A 21,375-nucleotide genomic window follows, 5' to 3' on the forward strand; every position below is an offset into this window, starting at 1 on the left:
AAGAAGTCGATAGAGGAGGGAAAGGACGCCGATGGCGGGAAGCGCCATCGGCGGCGTGGATGGATCAGGAGGGGGATTCTTCTGGGCGGCGGTCCTTCATGCGGTAGGATTTTCCTTCGATGACAACGGTGTGAGCGTGGTGGAGGAGGCGATCGAGGATGGCGGAGGTGATGCCGGCGTCGTTGTTGAAGATCGTGGGCCAGCTCTTGTAGGCCTTGTTGGTGGTGACGATGATCGAGCCTCGCTCGTAGCGCTGGCTGATGATTTGGAAGAGGAGGTCGGCGCCAGCCTTGTCGAGGGGAAGATAGCCGACCTCGTCGAGAACGAGCAGTTTTGGTGCGACGTACTTCTTGAGTTCAAGGGCAAGCCTGTGCGCCGCCTGGGCTGCGAGCAGCGAGTTGATGGCGTCGACGGCCGTGGTGAAGAGCACGGCATGTCCTGCCTGGCAGGCTGCGTAACCGAGTGCGGAAGCCAGGTGTGTCTTTCCCAGGCCGACGCCGCCGCAGAAGACCGCGTTGGTGTGTTCCTCGATGAAGCGCAGTTCGAAAAGATGGCGCACCTGCGCCTCGTTGATCTGCCGGGGCCAGTCCCACTGGAACTGATCGAGGGTTTTCTTCACGGGGAAACGAGCTGCCTTGATCCGGCGAAGGAGTGCGTGCTGCTGGCGATCGTGCGCCTCGGCCTCGACGATTCTGCGCAGGAACTGGGCATGGGACCAGCGCTGCTTTGCGGCGTCGGCGGTCAGCTCCTCGTGATGACGGCTCAGGTGGGAGAGCTTCAGATACTGAAGCTGGGATTCAAAGGTCATGGCGTTGCTCATGGGTGTAGGGGGTCAGATCGGGTGCGGGCAGTTCCAGTTCGAGCGCTCCGGGAGCGCGGGTCAGATGCAAGGGGCCGGGCTCGGGCAGTCGCCGTGCGCGCTGTTCGAGGAGATTCACGATGTAGTCGCTGGAGTAGGCTCCGAGTTGGTGGGCGCTCTCGATGGCGTGCGCGAGGGCTTCGGCGCCGTAGGCGGGGATCAGTTCGACGATGCGATGAAGGTGATGGCCGGCATTCATGCGCCGCTCCACAAGCGCACGATGATACGGTCCGGCTGCGGGAGTCAGTTCGAGGAATCGAATCAGCAGCCGCTGCCGGGCGCCGGATTTCCTCTGTGCCTCCAGTTCGCGCACATGATCGGGGTTCTCCATGTCCAGCCTCCGGCCGAAACGGCGGACATGCTCCGCGACCAGGCTCGTGCCGGCGTACAGCCGCACCAGTTCGCTGGAAAGCTGCGCGGTCAGCAGCGCTCCCGCATGTCTTGGAGGAACCGAGTAGCGGTTGGTGTCGATCGTGACGCGGAAGCGCCGGGAGGCGCGCACGGTGCGTGTCTGGACCGCGGCGTAGGGCTGGGGGCTGAGCGCAAGCAGGTGCACGCGCTCCTCCGCCAGCCGGTCGAGCGGGCGGACCTTCGTTTCACCGTGCTCGCGCACGTTGGCCACCGTGTCGAGCCACAGCTTCACGGCCGGATTGAGTTCGGCAAACCGTGTGATCGCGCGGCCCGAAAGGAAACTCTTCTTCACATACGCGACGGCGCTCTCGACGATGCCCTTGGACTGCGGATGACCCGGCCCGCAGGCCTTGATCCGAAAGCCGTGGTGCCGGGCAAAATCGAGGTACTGCGGGTTGTACACCGGCTCGGTCCCGGGCGCGTGCGAAAGAACGGCCGTCTTGCAGTTGTCGACCATCACCTCCTGCGGCACGCCACCGAGCAGTTCGAACGCGCGCTGGTGGGCGCCGAGGAACCACTCCTGACCTTGACCCAGTGTAAACTCGACGTGCAGCCACCGGCTGTAACCGAGCACCAGCACAAAGAAACTCAATGCGCGCCTGGTGCCGTCCACCTCGACCGCGCCGAAGCTGCCCCAGTCGACCTGGGCGCACTGGCCGGGCGCAAACTTCAGCGTCAGGAACGCCTCCGTGCGGGGTGGACGTATCCGGCGAATGTACTCCTTCACGATCGAGTAGCTGCCCTCGTAGCCCTGCTCCTTGAGCCTGCACCAAACCTGCATCGCGCTCAGCGGATGCGCCTCGATCAGCCGTGCGATCGCCGCGCGGTACGGATCGAGCTTGGAGCGGCGGGGTCTTTGCGCGCCGCGACTGCGCTCGTACTTTCCGCGCTTGAGCCATGTCCTGACAGTCTGCCAATGCAGCCCGAGTGCGGCCGCAATCTGCGTCATGTTCATTCCGGACGCCGCCGCGGCCTTGATCTGGCAGTAGTGTTCGTAGCCGATCACGACGCCACCTCCAATCCGAGCACCTGATACAACGGTGCCTCGTAGGCGATCACACCTGCATCGATGAGCTGGCGGCGCGCTTCACCGATCGACTCCTCACCCAGGGAAAGCAGGCGCGCGAGTGTGCGGTCGGCGTAGTAGCTCAGCCCGTGTTCGTCACCGACGGTGACGAGCACAAGGTACAGCGCCCACGCTGGTGCCGTTGCCTTCATCAGGTAGTTTCCGCGGACCAGTCGATGGTCCACCCAGCTAAACTGGTGAGGCACGCGCCGCACCCGGTTGATTGCAATCAAGTGTTTTTCCATAGGCGGGCCGCGGGATGTCCTTGCCCAATACGGCCCGGCCCCGGGAGTGCAGCCGGCGCGTCATTTGTGCGATGTCGTCTTGTAAGACACTTCCGGTGAGATGCGCGATAAGCCCCACCATCACAGGGGTTTGCCTCGCCATGATGTCTTGTAAGACAAGTTCCTCGTCTTGTGGCGCAATACGCTTGTTCGCAGCAGGTTGTGAATCCAGGCGGTCTTGCAAGACAACTTTCCGCCTGCGCCGCCGCTTCCAATACCCCGGATGCGCCGCCTGCCACGCCCGCGCTCGCGCCGCATTCTCCGGTCCGCAAAAGTAGTCCGCGTTCTGCCGACGACTCAGCCATCGACGCTGACTGTCGGCCTTGCGCGCCCTGCGACACGGCACCTTGCAGCAGTACCGCTGGCGCGCGCGATTGCGCACATCCGGAACGAAGAACTCCCCGCAATGGCGGCACTTGCACGATCCCTTCGCATGCATCGCCGACCAGTTTCACCACCTTCACCCCGCTCGACGATCCCACCCTCACTCACTATCCACCACCCATCCAGCAGGAAGAAAAACCACCCATTCGAAGAACCTCCACCTGCCTCCACCAAGCAAGAAAATCGCCCCAAGAAGACGTGGATTCCTACCCGCCACAAAACCATGACTTCTCTCTCGCCGCTGACAGAAAACAACGCCGAACAGGGTCCAGATGACCTTGCCCTTGCCGCCGAAAAGGCTTGTTCCTCCGATGACAGTGGCACCGATGACGTCGAGGAGAATGTTCTGTCCGAGGACTGGCGACCCGGTTTCCACAAGACCGGTGTACAGCACGGAAGCGAGAGCCGCCAGAACGCCCGCAAGGACATAGACGGCGACCAGCACCCCACCGACTGGCACCCCGGAAATGTACGCGGTCCGGGCGTTGCCGCCAACCGCATAGAGCCACCGCCCGAAGAGCGAGCGACTGAGCATGAGGTGCGTGAGCAACGCAACGACAAGAACGATGCCCGAAGCCAGCGCAAGCCGGCCACCGAGCATGGTAAAGGAGGCGGGCAGTTGATTTATGGCCTGCGAGTGCGTGAGCCAGACCGCAAGGCCACCAAACCCCATCATCGATCCCAGGGTGACAATGAATGCCGGCATTCGAAGACGCGCTATGGCGAAGCCGTTGAATGCACCCACCGCGGCGCCAACGGCGAGCATCAGCGCGATACCCGCCGGTGCCGCAAGCGGATGATGGGCGAACCAACCATCCTTGTCGTTCATGGCCATTGCACCCACGATGCTGGAAAGCCCGATCGTGGAGGTGACCGAAAGGTCTATTCCGCCGGAAATCAGAACGAGCGTCTGCGCAAGCGCGACGAGAAACAGGGGCAGAAAGGTTCCAAGCACGTTGGAAAGATTGCCGATCGTCGCGAACCCCGGAGTGAATGGAGCGACTGCGAGGCAATAGGCCGCACAGAGCCAGAAAACCGAATAGTCAGAAAGAATTGCCCGGCGCAGCAGCGGCATGAAGCGAGAAACAAAGTCAGGATGTCCGACGCACAGCAACTCCTTCACCCGCCGCAGACTCAGCGCTTCTGAGCGCCCCACATCCTGTCCGCTGCCTTGTCAAGGTTGCCCTGATGAATGACAAAACCATTGTCCAGGATTTGTTCCGAGACCTGGACACCGCTGCACAGGTCCATGATGGCCTTCACACATTGCGACGCCTCAAAGTGCACGTCCTGGACGCCGGTCGCATCCAGGTAGCCGTCCTTTAGCATCTGATACGCAGTCCCATCGCCGTCAAAGCCGCCTAGTGTTCTGTTGCTGAAATGACTAGACTTAAAAGTCGTTATCGTTCAACCTGCAAGCATGAGCAGGAAACCGACGATTCTGACGGTCACGGCAGACCAACGTGGCGTTTTGGAGCGCTGGGTGGGCGCGCACGGTACGCCCCAGCAGGTGGTGAAGCGCTGCCGGATCATTTTGCGCAAGGCCGAAGGGCTGGACGATGCCACGATTGCGGAGGAGCTGGAGGTGAACCGGCACACCTGCCGGCTGTGGCGCCAGCGCTTTGTGTCCGCAGGTCCGCAAGGATTGTGGGACGTGGCGAATGGCCGCGGGCGCAAGCCGCGCCGAGGGCTGGCGAAAAGGATCGTCGAAGCGACGCTGCACACGAAGCCGCCGGGGCGGACGCACTGGAGCGCGCGAACCCTGGCGAAGGCGCAGGGCGTGCATGCGAGCACAGTCGCGCGTATCTGGCAGGAGCATGGGTTGCAGCCGCACCGACAGGAGACGTTCAAACTCTCCCGCGATCCACAGTTTGTGCCCAAACTGCTCGATGTGGTGGGCGTTTACCTCAACCCACCGCAAAACGCGGTGGTGCTCTGCGTGGACGAGAAAAGCCAGATTCAGGCGCTGGATCGCACGCAACCAGGCCTGCCGCTGAAGCGCGGTCGCTGCGGCACCTGGACGCACGACTACGTGCGCCATGGCACGACCACGCTGTTTGCCGCATTGAACGTGGCCGCCGGCAAGATCAGCGGCCACTGCTTCCCGCGCCACCGGCACATCGAGTTCCTGAAGTTCCTGCGACAAATCGACGCGGAATATGCCGAGGCGGACGAGCTCCATCTTATCGTCGACAATTACGGCACCCACAAACACGAGCGGGTGCAGCGCTGGCTCGCCCGGCGTCCACGCTTCAAACTGCACTTCATTCCCACCAGTTCGAGCTGGCTCAATCTGGTGGAGCGCTGGTTTGCCGAACTCACCGGCAAGGCGGTGCGTCGCGGCAGCTTCTCCAGTGTTCCCGATCTGATCAACTCGATCACCCGCTTCATCGAGCAATGGAACCAGGAGCCCACGCCATTTGTTTGGACCGCCAAGGCGGAGGACATCCTTGCCAGGATCGAACGCTGTCGTCGCCGGCTCGAGGCCATCCAGCCCGGTTGCACCCGGCGAAAGCCGCGCAAGAAGGCCGCATGATATATGTATAGTCATTTCCGCGACAGAACACTAGCAACACATGTCCAGGTGTGCCGATCCTGTGATATTTGCCCGCGCTCTTCAATGTGCTGACTATGCCCGGCAGGAGGAAGTCGGAGCTTGTGAAGATGAAACTGATGTCGGGATTCGCCTGAAGCGCGTTCACAAGACCCGCTTGCGCCTTCTCCTGGCTCCACTCGGTGGGAATTTGCGCCACAACCTCGATCAAACCTGGCTCAGCATTCACAGCCGACTCAAAGCCTTCGCGCCGGTTGATCGCGTTCATGTCGCCCAGATCCCCGACAAGCAGGGCCGCCTTGCGCCTGCCCCCGGCCTTCTTCGCTTCCGCAACCATGTACGCGACAGTATTCCGGGCCAGTGCAAAGTTGTCGGCCACGACGGCGACCGACTTTGCGTCGCTCTTGTCCGCCGGGCGATTGAAGAGGACGATGGGAATTCCGGCGATATTCGCCGCTTTGATCATCGGCAGGCAGGTCTTTCCGTCCTTCGGAACGAGGATGATGCCGTCGACCTTCCGATTGATGAAGTTTTTGACCTGCTCCAACTGCCGGTTGGCGTCCTGGTTCGCGACCGCCTCCAGCATGGTGAATCCCCGTCGTTCGATGTCGGACTTGATGGCCTCGAAACCAGCGACCCAATACTGGGTCTGCAGAGTCTCAAAGCAAACGCCGATCGTAAGCGGTCTATCCGTCGCGCCCTCCGCGGAGTTGGCCGATGGCTGCACATTGGAGTCTCGTGAGCAGGCGGCGAGCAGGGACAGGGTCACAGCCAGGACAAGGATGAGATTGGTGCGAAACATGGCGGGAAGGAGAAAACTAGTGACGAATGGATGTGGGGAATTGATCACGATGGGACGCGGTTGGGTCTGGACTTGCTTCATGGTTCCGTTCCAAGGCAGCCCGAAGCTCCATCACGCTTTCAACGGCCCATCTCGCCTCTTTGGCTATCGTGGCCGACATCTCCTGTTCTGGAGGCGTCCAGGTTTCGACAATGGCAGTGTTGCACCGGCCTTGCTTCGTGACTGCGGCAAGCACGATGTCAATCGGAAGCATGCCCTTGCCAAGGGGACGGCCGCTGACGGTGAACCCCATCTGGTGCGAAAGTCGCTCAATCGAGAAATCCTTCACATGCAGGTTCACACAAACCGGCGCCAGCTGTCCGAGCACCTCGCCAATTCCCTCGCCTGCTCCGAGTGAATTCACGGTGTCCAGACAGATGCCGACGTGCTCACTCGCGACAGTGTCGACCATGCGCCGAAGAACGGCGCTGGGGAAACGGTCGTGATTCTCGATGCCGAGAATCACACCAGCCGCCCGCAGCGCTGGCAACGCGCCGCGCATCAAACGCACGGCTTCGTCTGGCGCCGGTTCATGATTCCTCGCATCAATGACAAAGCGCAGCAGGTTCGCATGGAGGCGACGGGCGATGTCGATATGGTGGTGCAGGTGATCATGTGAAAGGCCGCGCGCACCCACTTCGATTTCAATTCCGTGAGCTCGCGCACGAAGGGCCAGACCATCGAGCTCCCCCCCGGTCAGCACATGCAACGGCAGGTTGTCGCCGATCTGAATCACCCGAATGCCGTACTGGATCGCAAAATCAAGCAGCGCATCAACTCCAAAGGCTTGTGGTGCCGGAGTTGAAGGTGAGCCAATTGCCCAGCCAAACGCAAAGGAGCTGATCCCGGGTCTCATCGCAAGCAGTGCATGGGGGACTTCTGTCTCAATTTCCGCAATGTGAAATCAGCATTCAACGCGTGGTGATGTCGCGAACCTGCGCCCGGATATCCTCGATTTCAAAGATCTTTTTCCAGTCATCGCGAAAGATCCCCGGTCTTGCTCGTTTTGAAATCTTGTAGGCGGCTTCCGAGAACGTGCCATTCACCTCGCCGAAAAGCACCGCGATCTGAATGCGCAGGTGCCCGAGGACAAAATCCCGCGCAGCTTCAGCCGGCACGCCCTTTGCAACTATGGTGTCGTAGCCCTCCTTCACCACCTCCATGCAGGTCTGCGCGAGCGTCTCTACCATCGCCGGCTCGAGTATGGCCATTTGTTCAAGTGTGATCCGATGGAACCTGTCCACAGGCGCATATATCGCCGTGGCGACCCGCACGCCCAGTTCGTAGTCCTGTTCGGAGCCGTGCATCAGCGCGCAGACGACTGCCTGCCTGGCGGAAACGCCGCCGTAAAAGTCACGGAAGGCCGCTTCCGTCGGCTCCCAGTTGAATATCGATGGATGCGATGGGTGCGCTATGACGCAGCCGATGTCCGGGCGAGTCGCGATCTGTCCGTCCAATGGAGCTGCCGGGTCAAGCGTCATCAGCAGCGCGCCACTCTTCATTTGGGGAACAATTTCCCGTGAAATGGCTCCGATTGCCACATCGGGCACGGCGAGTATGATGACATCTGATGCCTCAACAGCGACTTTCTGCTCGGAGGGAATCACACCCCGCGACTTCAGGTTCTCGAGTCCCCTCGGAGAAACCTCAAGGTAGTGTGCGAGGTAGTCCGCGCGCTTCAGCAGATTGTCGGTGATTCGACAGCCCATTTTGCCGCCGGCGCCCACCAAAGTGATTGTTGTTTTCTTCATGTGCGGGAATTGATTCAGAGGTGAAACGGGTGGCGGCATCGGGAAAGGATCCTGATCGCACGTCTAGTCGACGACGATGGCACAACCGCAGGCGGCAGATTCATAGGCGCCGAACACGAGTCGCATGGTGCGCAGATTGTCCTGAGCGCTGGTCTCCGCCACCCCGCGTCCCTGCAGCGCGGCGAGGAGGTTGGCGTTGCAGTCGACGATGCTCGAGTGCACGACGGCGTAGCGGGGATCAGCCCAGGAATAATGGGCGGGGTTCGCCTTGCGCACGAGCGTGCCCTCGCGGGTGGTCGTGCGCAGCACACAGCCCGGACTCAGTTCGGCGCTGCCGTTTTCGCCTTCCACAAAAACAAGCGTTTCCGGAAACACCTCCCGCTCGAGCGCATTGCCGGCATAGGCCAGGTTGATCACAATGTGGGCGCCGCCGCATGTTTCCAGCATGATGGTGGCGACATCCTCCCCCTTGATGGACTTGTTGATCCTTCTGGTGCGGCAATAGACCGACCTCGCCTCACCAAACAGGAATCGCGCGAGATCGAGCGCGTGGCTGCCGACATCACTGATGACAAACTGGTCAAGCCCGGCGAGAAACGGTTGATTGGCGAAAACGGGAAATCCAGAGATGAAATCAATTCGGGCACGAAACGTCCGTCCTATCGTGCCCCGCCGCAGTTCCGCAGCAAGGGCCCGCATGGGCGCCTGCCATCGAAAGTTCTCGTGAATGAGGAACGGGGTGCGTTTCCTGGCGCAGAACTGCACCATCATCCGGGCATCGCGCCAGGTTGCGGCCATCGGCTTCTGGCAGATCACCGGCAGCTTGTGCTCCGCCGCAATCCGGGTGAGCGGCGCGTGCGCCTGCACGTCCGCGATGATGTCAACAAAGTCGAGCCTCTCCCGCTCAAACAGTTCGACTGGGTCCTCATGGATGGCGGCGATCCCAAACTCGCGGCCGAGCCTCTCCGCCCTCTCCCGGGAACGGTCGCACAGCGCCACGCATTCGGCGCCGCGAAGCTCGCGCCAGGCTGCGAGTTGATACCGGGACCAATACCCGGTGCCCAGGATTGCAAAACGAAGCCGCGTCACGGCAGATTGAGGTAATACTGTTGCACGCTTCATACTAGATAGGAAACAAATTGCATAGGCGTCAAGAAATGGATTGCGGCCCCAGTCAACTGCGTCCAGTCCATCCAAAGTCCCAACCCTCAAGCCCAAGACTCAATGACCACCTTCTCCCGTTTGCAATATTCCGTTGCACCGATTGCCGCGCTGATCGTCGCGACTTCGATTCTGTCAGGACAGACCGATCCGAAGGAAGAGCCCATCATCACGCTGAACGCATTCGAAGTGTCATCCGATCGCGATGTCGGTTACACGGCCTCCAGCGCGCTCGCTGGCGGCCGCATTGAGGCTCCGCTCAAGGAGACCCCCTCCGCGGTCACGATCATGACGCGCGAGTTTCTCGATGACATCGCCGCCACCAGTTTCTCATCCGCCGCGGAATGGGCGCCCAATGCCATCCCGGTCGGCGACACCGGCGGTGGAGCGGGAGGCGAGCACAACGTCAACATGCGCGGACTCGGGTCAAGTTTTCCAAGCCGGAACTATTTCCGCTGGTATGTTTCGAGCGACAGCTACGCCACGGAGCGGCTCGAGTTTGCCCGCGGACCCAATGCGATCCTCTTTGGCGATGCCAACCCGGGCGGTGTCAACACCACATGGTCCAAGCAGGCACTTTTCGTTCCAAAGAGCAGCCTTCAACTGCGCGCCGATTCCTGGGGTGGCTACCGTGCCTCGCTTGACGTCAATCAACCGATTGGCGACCGGCTTGCGCTTCGCGTGAATCTCCTGCACGACCGGCTTGGGGGCTGGCGGGACTACGATGACGCGCAGCGGGACGGCCGCCATTTCGCGGCGACATTCCGAATCGCGCGCGAAACCCAGATTCGCGCCGAATACGAACAGGGGCGCTACCTCCGCTACGCTTTCGCCCAATCCTTCACCGATCAAAGTTCCAATTGGAATCGCTCAACCGTCTACAACGGCGCGACCACTCCGTCCACCACCGGGACAGGCATTGCCCGGCTCAACGGAGGCGCAGCCAACGACTATCTTGTCTGGGACCCCAACGTCGGTCAGGTCGTCAACTGGCGTGGATTCTACCAGTCCACAGGCACCGGTCTCACTCTTCTCCCGGAAGGCAGGGCCATCACTAATTTCCCCGCGCTGCCCAGCCTTGAATTCAGCCGGCAGCCGCCGGACGCTTTCATAGCCGCAAAATACAGGACGTGGACGGTTTACGCAGAACACCGTTTTACTTCGAGCTTGATCGCCCAGCTCGCCTACAACTACCAGCAGCAGACGAGGCATGGAAATGTCCGCAATTGGAATACGCACCGCATAGATGTAAACACCATGCGCCCCTCCGCGAACGGAGGCTTGGAGTCGAATCCGAATTTCGGCAAGGTCTTTTCCGACGTCAATACCAGCGTCCTTGACCGGCCCAACCGTCTTGGCGACCTGCGTCTCAGCCTCGCCCATCGATTCTCTCACAACTGGCTCCGGCACAGCCTGAGCTTGGTGTCCGGATTCCGAACCGACGAGTATCACCCCCGGGACTATCGCGTTGGCCGCGTCAACAATCCTGCCTCCCCGAATGCAAACAATGCTACCAATGTTCTCATGGTGCGCCAGTATTGGGACTCCCCCCGCAATCCGCAGATGTTCGACAGTCTGGTCTCCAATGGCGGCGACTATCGCTGGGTGATGATTGCCGACGACACCGAGCGACAGGAGCTCTTCTACAGTCAGATTGCCTCCGCTTCCTCGCTGTTCGACGGCAGACTTTCACTGCTGCTTGGATACCGGTTCGACGACTATCACCGCGAGGCCTTCGGCGGAATCGGCGCCAATCCGGACGGCACTCCGATAATTGGCGCATCTGGCGGCCCGGGCACCATGGATCTCACCGATCTCAGCCTGAGCAACTACTCGGCCGGTGCAGTATGGTTTCCAGTCCCATGGATTGGACCGTACGTCAACTACTCGCAGGGCTTCAATGCGCCCGGCTACGGCGACAATCGAATCGACGGTTCACCCATCCTCAACTCCTCCAACGAAGGCGTGGACGTTGGCTTGAAGCTCGAGTTGCTCGAAGGCAAGGTCGCCGGCAGCATCGGATACTACTTCACTGAACAGGTGGATCGACCCCGTGCCGGCGACAATCTTGGGGACATCAATCTTATCTGGACCGATCTGAGCAAACCAGAGCGAACGCTCACCGGCTACCGTGACACTGAGAGCTACAAGGGCCACGGCCTCGAGATTGACCTCACTGCCAATCTCACCCGGAACTGGCGGCTGATGTTCAACTATGCGCGCCCGGAAACCGAGCAGGCCGACATCGGCATTGGGCTTCGCACCTACTATGACGCGAATATCGCGGAATGGCAGGCCGGGGCCACCAACCCCGCAATTCCCAATCGCGCCGCGATCGCGCAGAACATTCTCGACATCGAAAGCACAATTCAGGGTTACACGCAGGGGCGGCGGTTGAACAACACACCCGACTACACTGCCAACGCCTATACAACCTATTCGTTTCGAGAGGGCATGCTCAAGGGCTTCGCAATCGGAGGAGGCGCCAACTTCCGAGGCCGCCTGGTCATCGGAAATCGCCGGAGCAGCCCGTTTGAATACGTCTACTCGGACCCGTATGTGTTGGTCACCAGTCACGTCAGTTACACGCACAAGATCGGCGGAGTCCGCACCCGCTATCAGCTGAACGTCTCGAATCTTCTGAATGACCGCGATGTCGTCTTCACCAACTACACCTTCAACGCCGGGCTTGGAACAGAAGTACCCAATGCTTTCCGTCACCAGGCGCCTCGCCGTTTCATGCTTACGGTGACGTTCGATCTGTAGCGGCGGACAAGGTTCCCGGATTCCAGGAGCGGATCTGTCCCGCATTCGCCCCATGTTCCTGCGCATCTGCCCCGACGAATTGCTGCCATGGTATCGAAATCCGGGTGGAGTCATCGACATTGCTGACTGCTACAACGGAGACGACTGCTGGCTGGGACCCTATTTCTGGGCCGACGCCCACGGCGGCCTCGACAATCAATCAACCGCTTGGCTCCGTCAACTACCCGCCCCACCGCGTGGATGATCACTACTATTTCAACAGCCTCGCGAAGGGCGACAACAACAACCGCTGGCCCGCCAGCGTTTCAGCGAACCGGAGGCAGCCAGCTATTTTTGACGATGGGCCGGAGGGTTCGCACCCGATGCTGACTCTAAACGCAGCACCTTGCCGCCGCCATGCCTTGCCTCCTCAATGAAACGCCTGTCGGTGGCATCCCTCCCCCACGGCCGTGCGCCAGCGCTGTCGAGTATCCACTCCGAGATCTCGCTCGCAGGCCGCGCCTTCAATCCTGGCGGCCAGACAGGTGGAGCATCGACGTCGCGCATGCCGTCGGTTGGATGGTAGGGCACCAGCTTTGAGGAGCGGTCACGATAGGCCGGCGCCTCTGAAAGATGATCGCCTGCCTGATCGAAAAATCGATTGTCCCGAAGATACACGTCACAAGGACCATAGGACGGCCAGACCTCGAACATCGCCATGTCCCCTTCGCTGCTTGGTCCCTTTCGCGCGACGTTTCCCACCATTGTCAGCATGGCCCGCTGGAGTTCCCTGCCTTTCCATTGCGACGGTACAAAGCCGAACTGCATGATTCGGTGGCCCGGGTTGTGAATGTAATTGTTCACGAAGGCCGCCCGAACGCCTCCCTTGAAGAGGGGATGCCGGTCGTTGTTGCTGACATACAGGTTTCCAAAGATTGCGATCTCCGTCGTGTTGTCGTGCACCAGCGTTCCCTTCGAATTCTTGAGATTGGTCCCCTCGGCGATGATGTTGTGGCTGAAGGTTATCCTGTGCGACGTGTTCCGCCTCCAGTCGTCAGGGCTCGTTCCTTCAAAGCGCGGACCCGAGGCAGTCAGATTTTCATCGGGTCCCCAGGCGAACGAGCAATGATCGACAATGACGTCATACGCGCCAGCACCAGTCGACAGCGCGTCCCGCCCGGGAGCCACCGGCGCGCCAGTGCCGCCATCGGTCGCTCTCACGCGCAGGTGACGTACGATCACATCATGCGTTACGATATAGATGCTTCCGTTCTCAATGGAGACGCCTTCATTGGGGGCTGTTTCTCCAGCGATCGTCAGGAATGGTTCAGAAATCTTGAGACCGCGCCCACTGAGGTTGATGGTACCTGCAACATGAAACTCGACGGTTCTCGGGCCCTGCGTTGCGAGGGCTTCGGCAAATGAGCCCGGGCCGCTGGCGTTCAATGTGGTGACGCGGAGGATCCTTCCTCCATCTCCCCCACGGGTCCGGGTCCATCCTGGTGGAGTTGCCCAGGCATGGCCGGCCTCTGTTTGGGCGGGCAGTTGACTGCCTGTCGCGGATATGGCGATCAGCAGGCCCACGTTGCAAAGAGTCTTTATTGGATGCATGCAGATTGGTTTTTGAATCAACGGTCAATGCTCAGTCGCTCGGTTTCCAAACCCAGGACACGAATGGCGCTGGCCGGCCAATTCCAGTCGTCTGGACGGCCGCCGGAAATTCTCACTTTGATCCGCTCCGCGGCAAGTGCGACAGCCTGTGGAACATCAAGGATGCGCAGCACATTCAGATAGTCCGGACCGATTCGGTGTGAAGCAGGTGGCGCAAAAAGATGGAGCGAGGTTATTTCGGACGTAAACACGGATGCATAGAGCGCATTCACGGCCTGGAATCGCTCACCTGAGACCTCCACATCCTGCACTGGAGTCCCCAGAACTCCTGGCAGGCTTAGAGCTTCAACCGCGCGATGAATATCCCAGACGCGCATGCCTTCGACTGTTTCGCCGAGTGCCATAAAACTACGGATTGAATTCTTTCGTGACCCGCCGTCGTGAAACCAACGGGTCGGACCAACGCCTCGGGGTGCAAGATACACAAGCGTGAATTCTCCCTTGGCTGCGCGGGAGAGGAGATCCTTGTGAAGTGAAGATGCCATTGTCCCGCCTTCCGGAACGCCGACGGAAGGGAATGAATCGGCGGCGGCCGCGAGAAATTCATTCCAGGAAGCATCATCGAGCACATGCAACCGCACTCGACCAACAGCACCGGCTTGAACGGAGCTGAAAACAAAAAGCGGCAGGCGCATTGCGCCTTGCGAGGAAAAGTCCCATCGCGACAGCGTCATTCCGGATTTGTCGTCGCGCGATATCAGCTTGATGTCAAATGGGGCGCCCTCGGCCGGCCAGGCCGCAAATGACTTCTCCTTGAGAGCCGGAAGCCAAGCTTCCTTTTCCCGCGTCCATTCGTTCAGATCGGCTGGCACCGCCGGCCTGGCTTGTGGAACAAAAGTCTCATGAATCTTCGAAGTTCGCTCGTCGACAGGAAGTTTCTCGAAGACCGCGAGTTCCTTTGCGTCGAAAAGCGGCTTTGCCGCCGACTCGACAAGCCGGTCTTCACCCTTCAAAAAGCGGTTGAACCACCGCAGTGCGGCGAGTTGAAGTTCCTGCGAATCGTGATGGATTCCCTCCCCAACCGCCAGCGCCAGCTTTTCGACGGCACCATGGAGCTGGTAGAGGTTTGCCACGGCGGAGCTGACGCGCATCATCCCGTCGAGCGGAAGGATCTGGTCGCGATCCGTCGCGACAATCCGGAGCGGCCGCGGCGCAACAAGCATGGCGAGCCGGTCGAAGTCCCAGCGGTGGGTGTTCACCATGTAGGCGCAGTCGCAATGACTGGAGATGTGATGTTCGAGCACATGACTGCGGAGGTCCGCGATTCCGGCCACTGGAACGGCGACCTTGATGCGATCGTCCAGCGCGGCGGTGAACCACGTGGTAAATCCGCCTCCGGAACGTCCGGTCATGCCTAGTCGTTCAGGATCCACTTCCGGTCGGGATTGCAGGTAGTCGAGCGCTCGAATTGCATTCCAAGTCTCTACCCCTGCGGGAGTGTAGCCCCGGGAATTCCACCACCACATGTCGAACCACTTGGTTCCGCGGTGCACGCCCTTGATTTCGCCGTTCTCGATCGTGTCAATGACAAGACAGACATATCCGTTTTCGGCCAGCCACGATCCATGATACTGGTAGATGGATTTGGCGCCATACGGCGGATGGGTCCTGTTCGCGCTGCCTGCGTGTCCGCACACATACAAAATTGCCGGCAGCTTCCCGGAGCGATGCGAAGGCAGGTACAGGTTGCCGGTCACATAAAGTCCCGGCATCGACTGGAAATGCACCTTCTCCACCTCAATTTCCTGGCGCTGAATTGTTCCGGTGACCGTCGCATGCAGAGGCGTGCGATCCGGCCATGGCGACAGTCCGAGCATTTCCTTGAGCTGAGCCCGGTAGGCACCGCTCCGGCTGGTCCACTCCTCCAGAGTGGCCGGCGCCGGACCTGCGTCAGAGTGAAGGCGGGCGAGTTCCTGACTGAAATAAGTGTCCAGCATACCCGCGCCTGGAGGTTCCGCAGGTGGTGCCGCCATCAGGCTGATTGGAGGTAGCAGGAAGAGGAATGGCCGAATGCGCATTCGAGCCCGGTGCCACAGGGTTTGCGGATGCCTTGGAGTGACAGAGCCATGGTTGCACGCGAATTTGCCCACACAGCCGCATTTGCCAGAATCAACCCTGACTGTCGACGGGAGCTTCGTCGACTCCAGTTTGGCGGAGGGCGATGCAGGTTGGGATTTTCGAGCAATCAATGTACCGATTTCCACAGGCAAGGCATTCTATAGATCGAAAGTCACAGTCAGGATAAACTGCCGCGGGTCAATGATGCGATAGGCGTTTGGCGTGCCATCCGGGTATGCGCTAACCGCCTGAAGGCGGCCGTTTTCCTGGATATTGCGCACGTTCAATTGAAACGTTGTCCCAATCTTGTCCCTGAAGAGGCGTGTCCGGTACGCAACGAAGAGATCCGCGTAGGCTCGCGCCTTGTCATAGATCGGTCGATTTGGGTCCAGGTCCGTGATGATCTCTGGAAGCTCCTGAACGCCGTAGTACCCAATCGCGCCCTTGTCCTCCCAACGAAGTGCACCTCCAACTGTCATCGCCCTGAACCACCGATGATCGGTGATCCCAGCGAGTTTGTAGCTCGTGCTCAGGTTGAAGCGATATCTGCGGACTTGAGGCCTGCTCTTCCCTTCGTTCGCAATTGCGATATTGAGTGGTTGGAGCACCGAGGTCTGCAGGAACTCCTTGTAAGACTGGACTCCATCATAACGTTCGGTAAACCATGGCCTGCCGATTTGAGGATCGATTATCGATTCCCAAACAGGCAACCGTTCGTTGATCCAGTTCAGTGTATCCTGTGAAATCCGCAGATCGAGCGCTTCAATCTTGCTGGCATTGAACTTGGTCGTCCAGAAGCGATTCGGATTGTAGTTGAGCTCGATCTCGAGGCCTTTGGATTGAACATCAGCCACGGCAAAAATATTGTTGTTCTCCTGCGCCGGGGATTCCTCGCGGGTGAAATAGATCGGATCAAGTTTGCTGATTTCGCTGATGCGCTGCACGATCTGCTCCTCGGTGAGCGTCATGCCCTGCGCCGCCGCTGCAGCGGTGATCCAGTCACGAGCTTGAAACGTCAGTCCGCCGGACAGATTTGCCGGCGTCGGAAAGTCAATCCGACGTACGCGTTGTGCGAGCGTCCGAGTGCTGCCATCGCGCGAGTTGTACTGGGTCGTTACAAAACGATTCACCCGAGCGATGAACTTTCCATTGAAGAGCTTGACCGAGAATCCATAGTCCTCTCCTTCACCCGTGGGGTTTGGAATCTGATTGAGGTGCAGGTCCAGGTAGATCAAATCTGCAGGCTGAAAGCTGTTCGATTTGTTATAGTGAAGGTTGACCCAGGACAGCGGCTTGACAACCAAACCGGAGGTTCGCGTTGTCCCTTCATTGTAGTCTTTGTCCGGATTCAACGTGTGCAGGGTATCCCCGACAACTCCGACACCGTCCGGCCCGAAGGTGTACAGTCGTCCAGCCGGGTTCTGCTGGGAAGTGCGATCCTTTCGCAATCCAAAGGTCGTGACCACCCGATCCTTCAAGAGATGGCTTTGTATGACGGCACCCTGCGTTGTGATGGTATCCTTGTCCCAGCCATTGGTTCGGCTGAAACTTTTGCCCAACCGGGCCGGTTCCTTGACGAAGACCTTGCTGACTCCATTGCCCCATGTGAACGGATAGGTGCCATAGACGAGCTTTGACGGCGCAGTTTCGACATTCTGGCCCGTCGCATCACCAACATAGAACCGCTCATATTGGGTCAGGACAGCCGGAACTGCGGGGAGTGCAGCGGATTCAGTCAAAGCGGATGGCAGTTGGTACCACGCATGTGAATCCACGACTTGGTCCTGATAGAGGGTCTCCCTCCTTCTTGTCACTTTTTGCTCCCCGTATGCGGAAATCTGGTGCATGCCCAGCCACCTCAGAAGGGACTTCTCCTTGCGCAGGTCGAGTCGGTAAGCCAGTTGGAGACGCGAAATATCGCGTTCAAAGGGAAGATCCCGATCCCACGCAATGCGGAAGTATCCAAAAAATGGCTGAAGGAAATAGGGATTCGGACTGCCGTCTATCATCCTCTCATTGACATCGACATAGAGCATGCCCGTGGCTCCGCCGCCGCCGGCCCGGCCCGCGAGCTCAGTGGAAATACTTCGGGATTCCTCGCGGTACCAATCAGCCTGCATGGCCAGCAGTTGGCGGGGAGTGTTGAGAAAAGTCTGTTCAAGATTTACACGGCTCGTGTTCGCCAGTTGGTCGTACGAATTCATCGCCGCCAGGTTGATGGACGTGTAGTCGTAGACATCGCGGCCGCTGACAGTTGGATCGCCAGAAAAAAGCGGCTGGGTTTGGCGAATCGGATCCGGCACCGAATTGACCAGGACAACATTCTGGTTGCCGGTATTGGGATTTGTGGTGCTGGTCGTGCGGCTGGGCGACCAGAAGCCAACCGTTCCATCGGGATTGATGAAAAGCGTGGACATGGTCCTGAATTGGCCATTCGAAAAATAGGAGGGCAATGATGTTGCGGTCCAATTGCCTGGCACCGGGACCCCATTGATCTTGGCGGTGGATGTCACGGGATCCCACGTTGGGGAACCGGCGTTCCTCCAGCCGCTGACGCCATCGCGAGGCATCACATTGTTCACCCGTGTTCCCTTCATCTTGTAGTAGGAATGCGACGCGGTGATTGTCGTATACTTGAAAGGCTGGAATCGCAGCATGGCATTCAGCCGGGTCGTATCAATCCCCGAAGGTTTGCGCTTGAATGCGTCATGCTGATCGACCGCACTGACGCGGATCGCAAGGACCTTGGGTTTGAGAACGCGATTGATGTCGATGCTTGACCGATATCCGCCGTAACTGTCCGCACGAAAGCTGATCGTCGTGCGGTTGCGCTGCACATTGGCCGACGCTGGCAGCATGTTGACCGCACCCGCAGTGTTCCCAATGCCGAATACGGAAGAGTTCGGTCCACGACTGATTTCCACCGCATCGACATTGATGGGGTCTATCGGAACCCGTCCGCTTGTCTCGAAATTGCCAAATGAAATATTGGCGGGCCCCATGCCTCTCACCCGATTGGCTCCGTTGGGGTTCAGGGATGAACTGTCTTCAGGACTGCCATTTCGGTCGATAGAGAACTCCGTGTAGGTTCCCATGCCCTCACTGCTCGCTTCATAGAGAAAGATGTCGTTGATATCGAGCATGGCGAAGTCCGACATTTGCTCCTTGGTCACCACCGTGATCGATGAACCCAGGTCCTCAATGCTGCTGTTTAATCGGGTGCCTGACATGGTATTCGAAGCGTAGTAGCCTCGATTGTCCTCTTTGACTTCGAAGGGTGAAAGTGTGATAAAATCGTCCTTCTGATCCGTGTCAGCCTGCGCAGGATCAGCGAGTGGGATCGCTTGCGGGCGGTCGCTTTCGGTCTGCGCCGCCCTTGGAGGGTTTGGGCGTGCGGACTCCCCTTGGACAGTCAAAGCACCGGTTTCACGGTCCTGTGCCGCAACGAATCGGGTCCCCGCCAGCATCGAATCGAGCGCGGTGCGAGGCATGTACCTGCCCCGCAATCCGGACGTTCGGACACCACTCAGTTTCTGCGAATCATAAATCAACTGGACACCGGACTGCTTGACAAACTCCCGCAACGTGGACTCAGCGTCGCCAGCGGGAATGTCGAAGAACCTGGCTGCCGCATCCGCTGCAAAAACAAATGGCGATCCAGCAAGCCCGACAAGCAAGGCGAATGAGCAGGCAATTGACAATAGTCTCATCTTCATATGGTTAGGTGTTAGGTGGACAGATTTCCGGGCGAGAATGCCGGAAAACTCCGTGCAAAAGCGGTGTCCAGACGCCGGACGCGAGTATTTCCGTGCCAAGAAATCCACGGAACCCACTCTTTTTCTTCAGTGTGAGAGACGATTTTCTGCGGGGACCAGCCCCTGCCCTGCCAGTCGAGCAGTCTATCGCGCCGCGTGCAGGACTATCTCGTTTTCACTGCGATGTTCAGCACCAATCTCAAAGCCAGCCTCGAGAAGCCGTACAAAGGCGTCCACACTGTCAGCGCGAAATGTTCCGCTCACCCAACGTTTGCCCAAGTCCTCCTCGCCGAGCACAAGCTGGCAGCGGTTGAGTCGATTGAACGCAGCCACGACCTGGGCCAAGGGCGTCCGTTGAAACCGCAATCGTGTGCCCTGCCATTCTTGTGCCCGATGCAGATCTTCCGGTGTGGCTGCAATCGGGACGACCGGATGTGCTGCGTTTGTGGCAACTACAACACGATGTCCGGCGATCAATAGAGGCGGATCGGAGGGCTCACCGGAGTTTGCTGTTGGTGCCCGCGCCAGGAGTGACTGGTTGTTCCTTGAATTGTTGAGCTGCACCTTGCCCTCGGTGACGAGCACCTCGACTTCATCGGACGCAACCCGCATGTTGAACGCCGTGCCAACGGCGCGCACGTTGATGTTCTCCACCTGCACAACGAACGGACGAGTCGGGTCCTTGGCCACTTGGAAAAACGCCTCGCCAGATAGCAGACGCACCCGGCGTTCCTCTCCCGAGAAAGCGGGCTGCACGATGCTGTTGCCCTTGAGCTCGATCACCGTGCCGTCGGGAAGCGTCATGCGTTCAGCGACGCTCGGCACTATCTGATAGGTATTATGCTCAATTTGAGCCAGCGAGGATTTGACCCCTTTCTCCGAAAGCATCGTCCAGGCCAGCGCCATCGATGCTGCTGCTCCGACAGCCCATGTAGATCGCCGAATCATGCGCTTCCTTCGAACTCTGCCGGCGTCCATCGCCCGCGCCGCCATGCGAATTTCCGGCAACTCGCCAACGGCATCAAGCCCCCGCCAGGCGGAGGTCAACCGTGCGAGCTCCCTCTCGTGCCGCACGTCAGCAGACCTCCATGCGGAAAGTCGATCCGCCTCATCCGCCGAAAGACCTCGATCACTGCGGGCAATCCAATCGGAAGCCTCTCCTTCGATCGAAGAGCCCTGAATCTCCTCCGGATTCTCTCGTCGAAAATCATTCATGATTGCATCGTTCCGGCATCCGCCTGCGAAGTTGATTCGCACACCGGCGCACGCCCCGGGAGACAAGCGACTCGACCGTGTTCTCCGAAATCCCCAGACGGGCGGCTATGTCTTTCTGCGAAAATCCATGTATCTTCCTAAGAAACAACACCTCACGGCAACGCGCCGGAAGCGCCTGCATCGCCTCGGCAAGGAACATCTGTTCCTGTCGGAACTCTACTACTTCCGCGACCCCCGGGCATTCAGCCGCAGGCAATGAGTCCAGCCCCGCGTCGGAAATCTCGCGGTTCGCAAGCTTCCGTCGCACACTGTCACGGACTAGGTTTCTGGCGATTGAAAAGAACAATGCCCGAACGCATCGAATCGGCCCGCTCGCCCTGGCGCGGAAAAGCCGCAGGTAGGAGTCCTGAAGCATGTCGTCCACATCGCATGGAGATGGAGCGGCGGCGCGCAGGAAAGAGCGGACCGAACGCTCGTGGGGCTGCACTTCTTCAAAGTACCAACGAGCGTCGTCTGGAGTTTGAAGGGGCATTGAGCAACTAGGATGGTTCGGGATAGGCGGCCGACAGGCGTTTACTCACGATAGTCACCGATGATTGCAAGCTCCCATTTGAACGTTG

At 59.4% G+C, this 21,375-nt stretch carries 16 protein-coding genes; 3 read left to right on the forward strand and 13 right to left on the reverse strand.

The features are described from left to right. Positions 1-64 precede the first annotated feature (64 nt). From HS122_11660 to HS122_11680, 5 genes are all read right to left on the reverse strand, one after another. On the reverse strand, positions 65-820 hold the full coding sequence (locus HS122_11660; protein MBE7539057.1) for an ATP-binding protein: 756 nt from the start codon (positions 818-820) through the stop codon (positions 65-67). Then, positions 798-2,225: an IS21 family transposase gene (locus tag HS122_11665; GenBank protein MBE7539058.1), complete on the reverse strand. Its 1,428-nt coding sequence runs from the start codon at positions 2,223-2,225 to the stop codon at positions 798-800. Before HS122_11665 ends, HS122_11660 begins: the two co-directional genes overlap by 23 nt. Before the next feature lie 47 nt (positions 2,226-2,272). Continuing rightward, positions 2,273-2,581, reverse strand: a complete 309-nt coding sequence (locus tag HS122_11670; GenBank protein ID MBE7539059.1) for a hypothetical protein — start codon at positions 2,579-2,581, stop codon at positions 2,273-2,275. A 523-nt stretch (positions 2,582-3,104) separates the two neighbouring features. Further along, on the reverse strand, positions 3,105-4,079 hold the full coding sequence (locus tag HS122_11675; protein MBE7539060.1) for an ABC transporter permease: 975 nt from the start codon (positions 4,077-4,079) through the stop codon (positions 3,105-3,107). 59 nt (positions 4,080-4,138) lie between these two features. Continuing rightward, the gene (locus tag HS122_11680; protein ID MBE7539061.1) at positions 4,139-4,333 is read right to left on the reverse strand and encodes a hypothetical protein; all 195 of its coding nucleotides are present in this window, start codon (positions 4,331-4,333) and stop codon (positions 4,139-4,141) included. A 91-nt stretch (positions 4,334-4,424) separates the two neighbouring features. Between HS122_11680 and HS122_11685 the strand changes: the two genes are divergently transcribed. Then, entirely contained in the window at positions 4,425-5,540 is a 1,116-nt protein-coding gene (locus tag HS122_11685) for an IS630 family transposase (protein MBE7539062.1), read from the forward strand. An 836-nt stretch (positions 5,541-6,376) separates the two neighbouring features. On the opposite strand, the gene HS122_11690 is transcribed toward HS122_11685, so the two are convergent. The 3 genes from HS122_11690 to HS122_11700 form a co-directional block, all read right to left on the reverse strand. Beyond that, positions 6,377-7,255 (reverse strand): TIM barrel protein, encoded by an 879-nt coding sequence (locus HS122_11690; protein ID MBE7539063.1) that lies wholly within the window; start codon positions 7,253-7,255, stop codon positions 6,377-6,379. A 55-nt stretch (positions 7,256-7,310) separates the two neighbouring features. Beyond that, the gene (locus tag HS122_11695; protein MBE7539064.1) at positions 7,311-8,150 is read right to left on the reverse strand and encodes a semialdehyde dehydrogenase; all 840 of its coding nucleotides are present in this window, start codon (positions 8,148-8,150) and stop codon (positions 7,311-7,313) included. Between the two features lie 63 nt (positions 8,151-8,213). Continuing rightward, on the reverse strand, positions 8,214-9,239 hold the full coding sequence (locus tag HS122_11700; protein MBE7539065.1) for a Gfo/Idh/MocA family oxidoreductase: 1,026 nt from the start codon (positions 9,237-9,239) through the stop codon (positions 8,214-8,216). A gap of 135 nt (positions 9,240-9,374) precedes the next feature. On the opposite strand from HS122_11700, the gene HS122_11705 reads away from it, so the two are divergent. Both HS122_11705 and HS122_11710 read left to right on the forward strand, forming a co-directional pair. Then, complete coding sequence (locus HS122_11705) at positions 9,375-12,077, forward strand: TonB-dependent receptor (GenBank protein MBE7539066.1); 2,703 nt, start codon at positions 9,375-9,377, stop codon at positions 12,075-12,077. Positions 12,078-12,129: 52 nt separating this feature from the next. After that, on the forward strand, positions 12,130-12,321 hold the full coding sequence (locus HS122_11710) for a hypothetical protein (protein ID MBE7539067.1): 192 nt from the start codon (positions 12,130-12,132) through the stop codon (positions 12,319-12,321). An 83-nt stretch (positions 12,322-12,404) separates the two neighbouring features. Here HS122_11710 and HS122_11715 read toward each other — a convergent pair whose 3' ends face one another. The 5 genes from HS122_11715 to HS122_11735 all read right to left on the reverse strand — a co-directional run bounded on the left by HS122_11715 (position 12,405) and on the right by HS122_11735 (position 21,287). After that, positions 12,405-13,667, reverse strand: a complete 1,263-nt coding sequence (locus HS122_11715; protein MBE7539068.1) for a pectate lyase — start codon at positions 13,665-13,667, stop codon at positions 12,405-12,407. A 17-nt stretch (positions 13,668-13,684) separates the two neighbouring features. Further along, on the reverse strand, positions 13,685-15,700 hold the full coding sequence (locus HS122_11720; protein ID MBE7539069.1) for an acetylxylan esterase: 2,016 nt from the start codon (positions 15,698-15,700) through the stop codon (positions 13,685-13,687). A gap of 243 nt (positions 15,701-15,943) precedes the next feature. Continuing rightward, positions 15,944-19,495, reverse strand: a complete 3,552-nt coding sequence (locus tag HS122_11725; GenBank protein MBE7539070.1) for a TonB-dependent receptor — start codon at positions 19,493-19,495, stop codon at positions 15,944-15,946. A gap of 189 nt (positions 19,496-19,684) precedes the next feature. Continuing rightward, entirely contained in the window at positions 19,685-20,755 is a 1,071-nt protein-coding gene (locus tag HS122_11730) for a FecR domain-containing protein (protein MBE7539071.1), read from the reverse strand. Continuing rightward, positions 20,748-21,287, reverse strand: coding sequence for a sigma-70 family RNA polymerase sigma factor (locus tag HS122_11735; GenBank protein ID MBE7539072.1), 540 nt, complete (start codon positions 21,285-21,287; stop codon positions 20,748-20,750). Before HS122_11735 ends, HS122_11730 begins: the two co-directional genes overlap by 8 nt. Positions 21,288-21,375 lie beyond the last annotated feature (88 nt).

It is taken from the genome of Opitutaceae bacterium (assembly GCA_015075305.1).
Lineage (GTDB): Bacteria > Verrucomicrobiota > Verrucomicrobiia > Opitutales > Opitutaceae > UBA6669.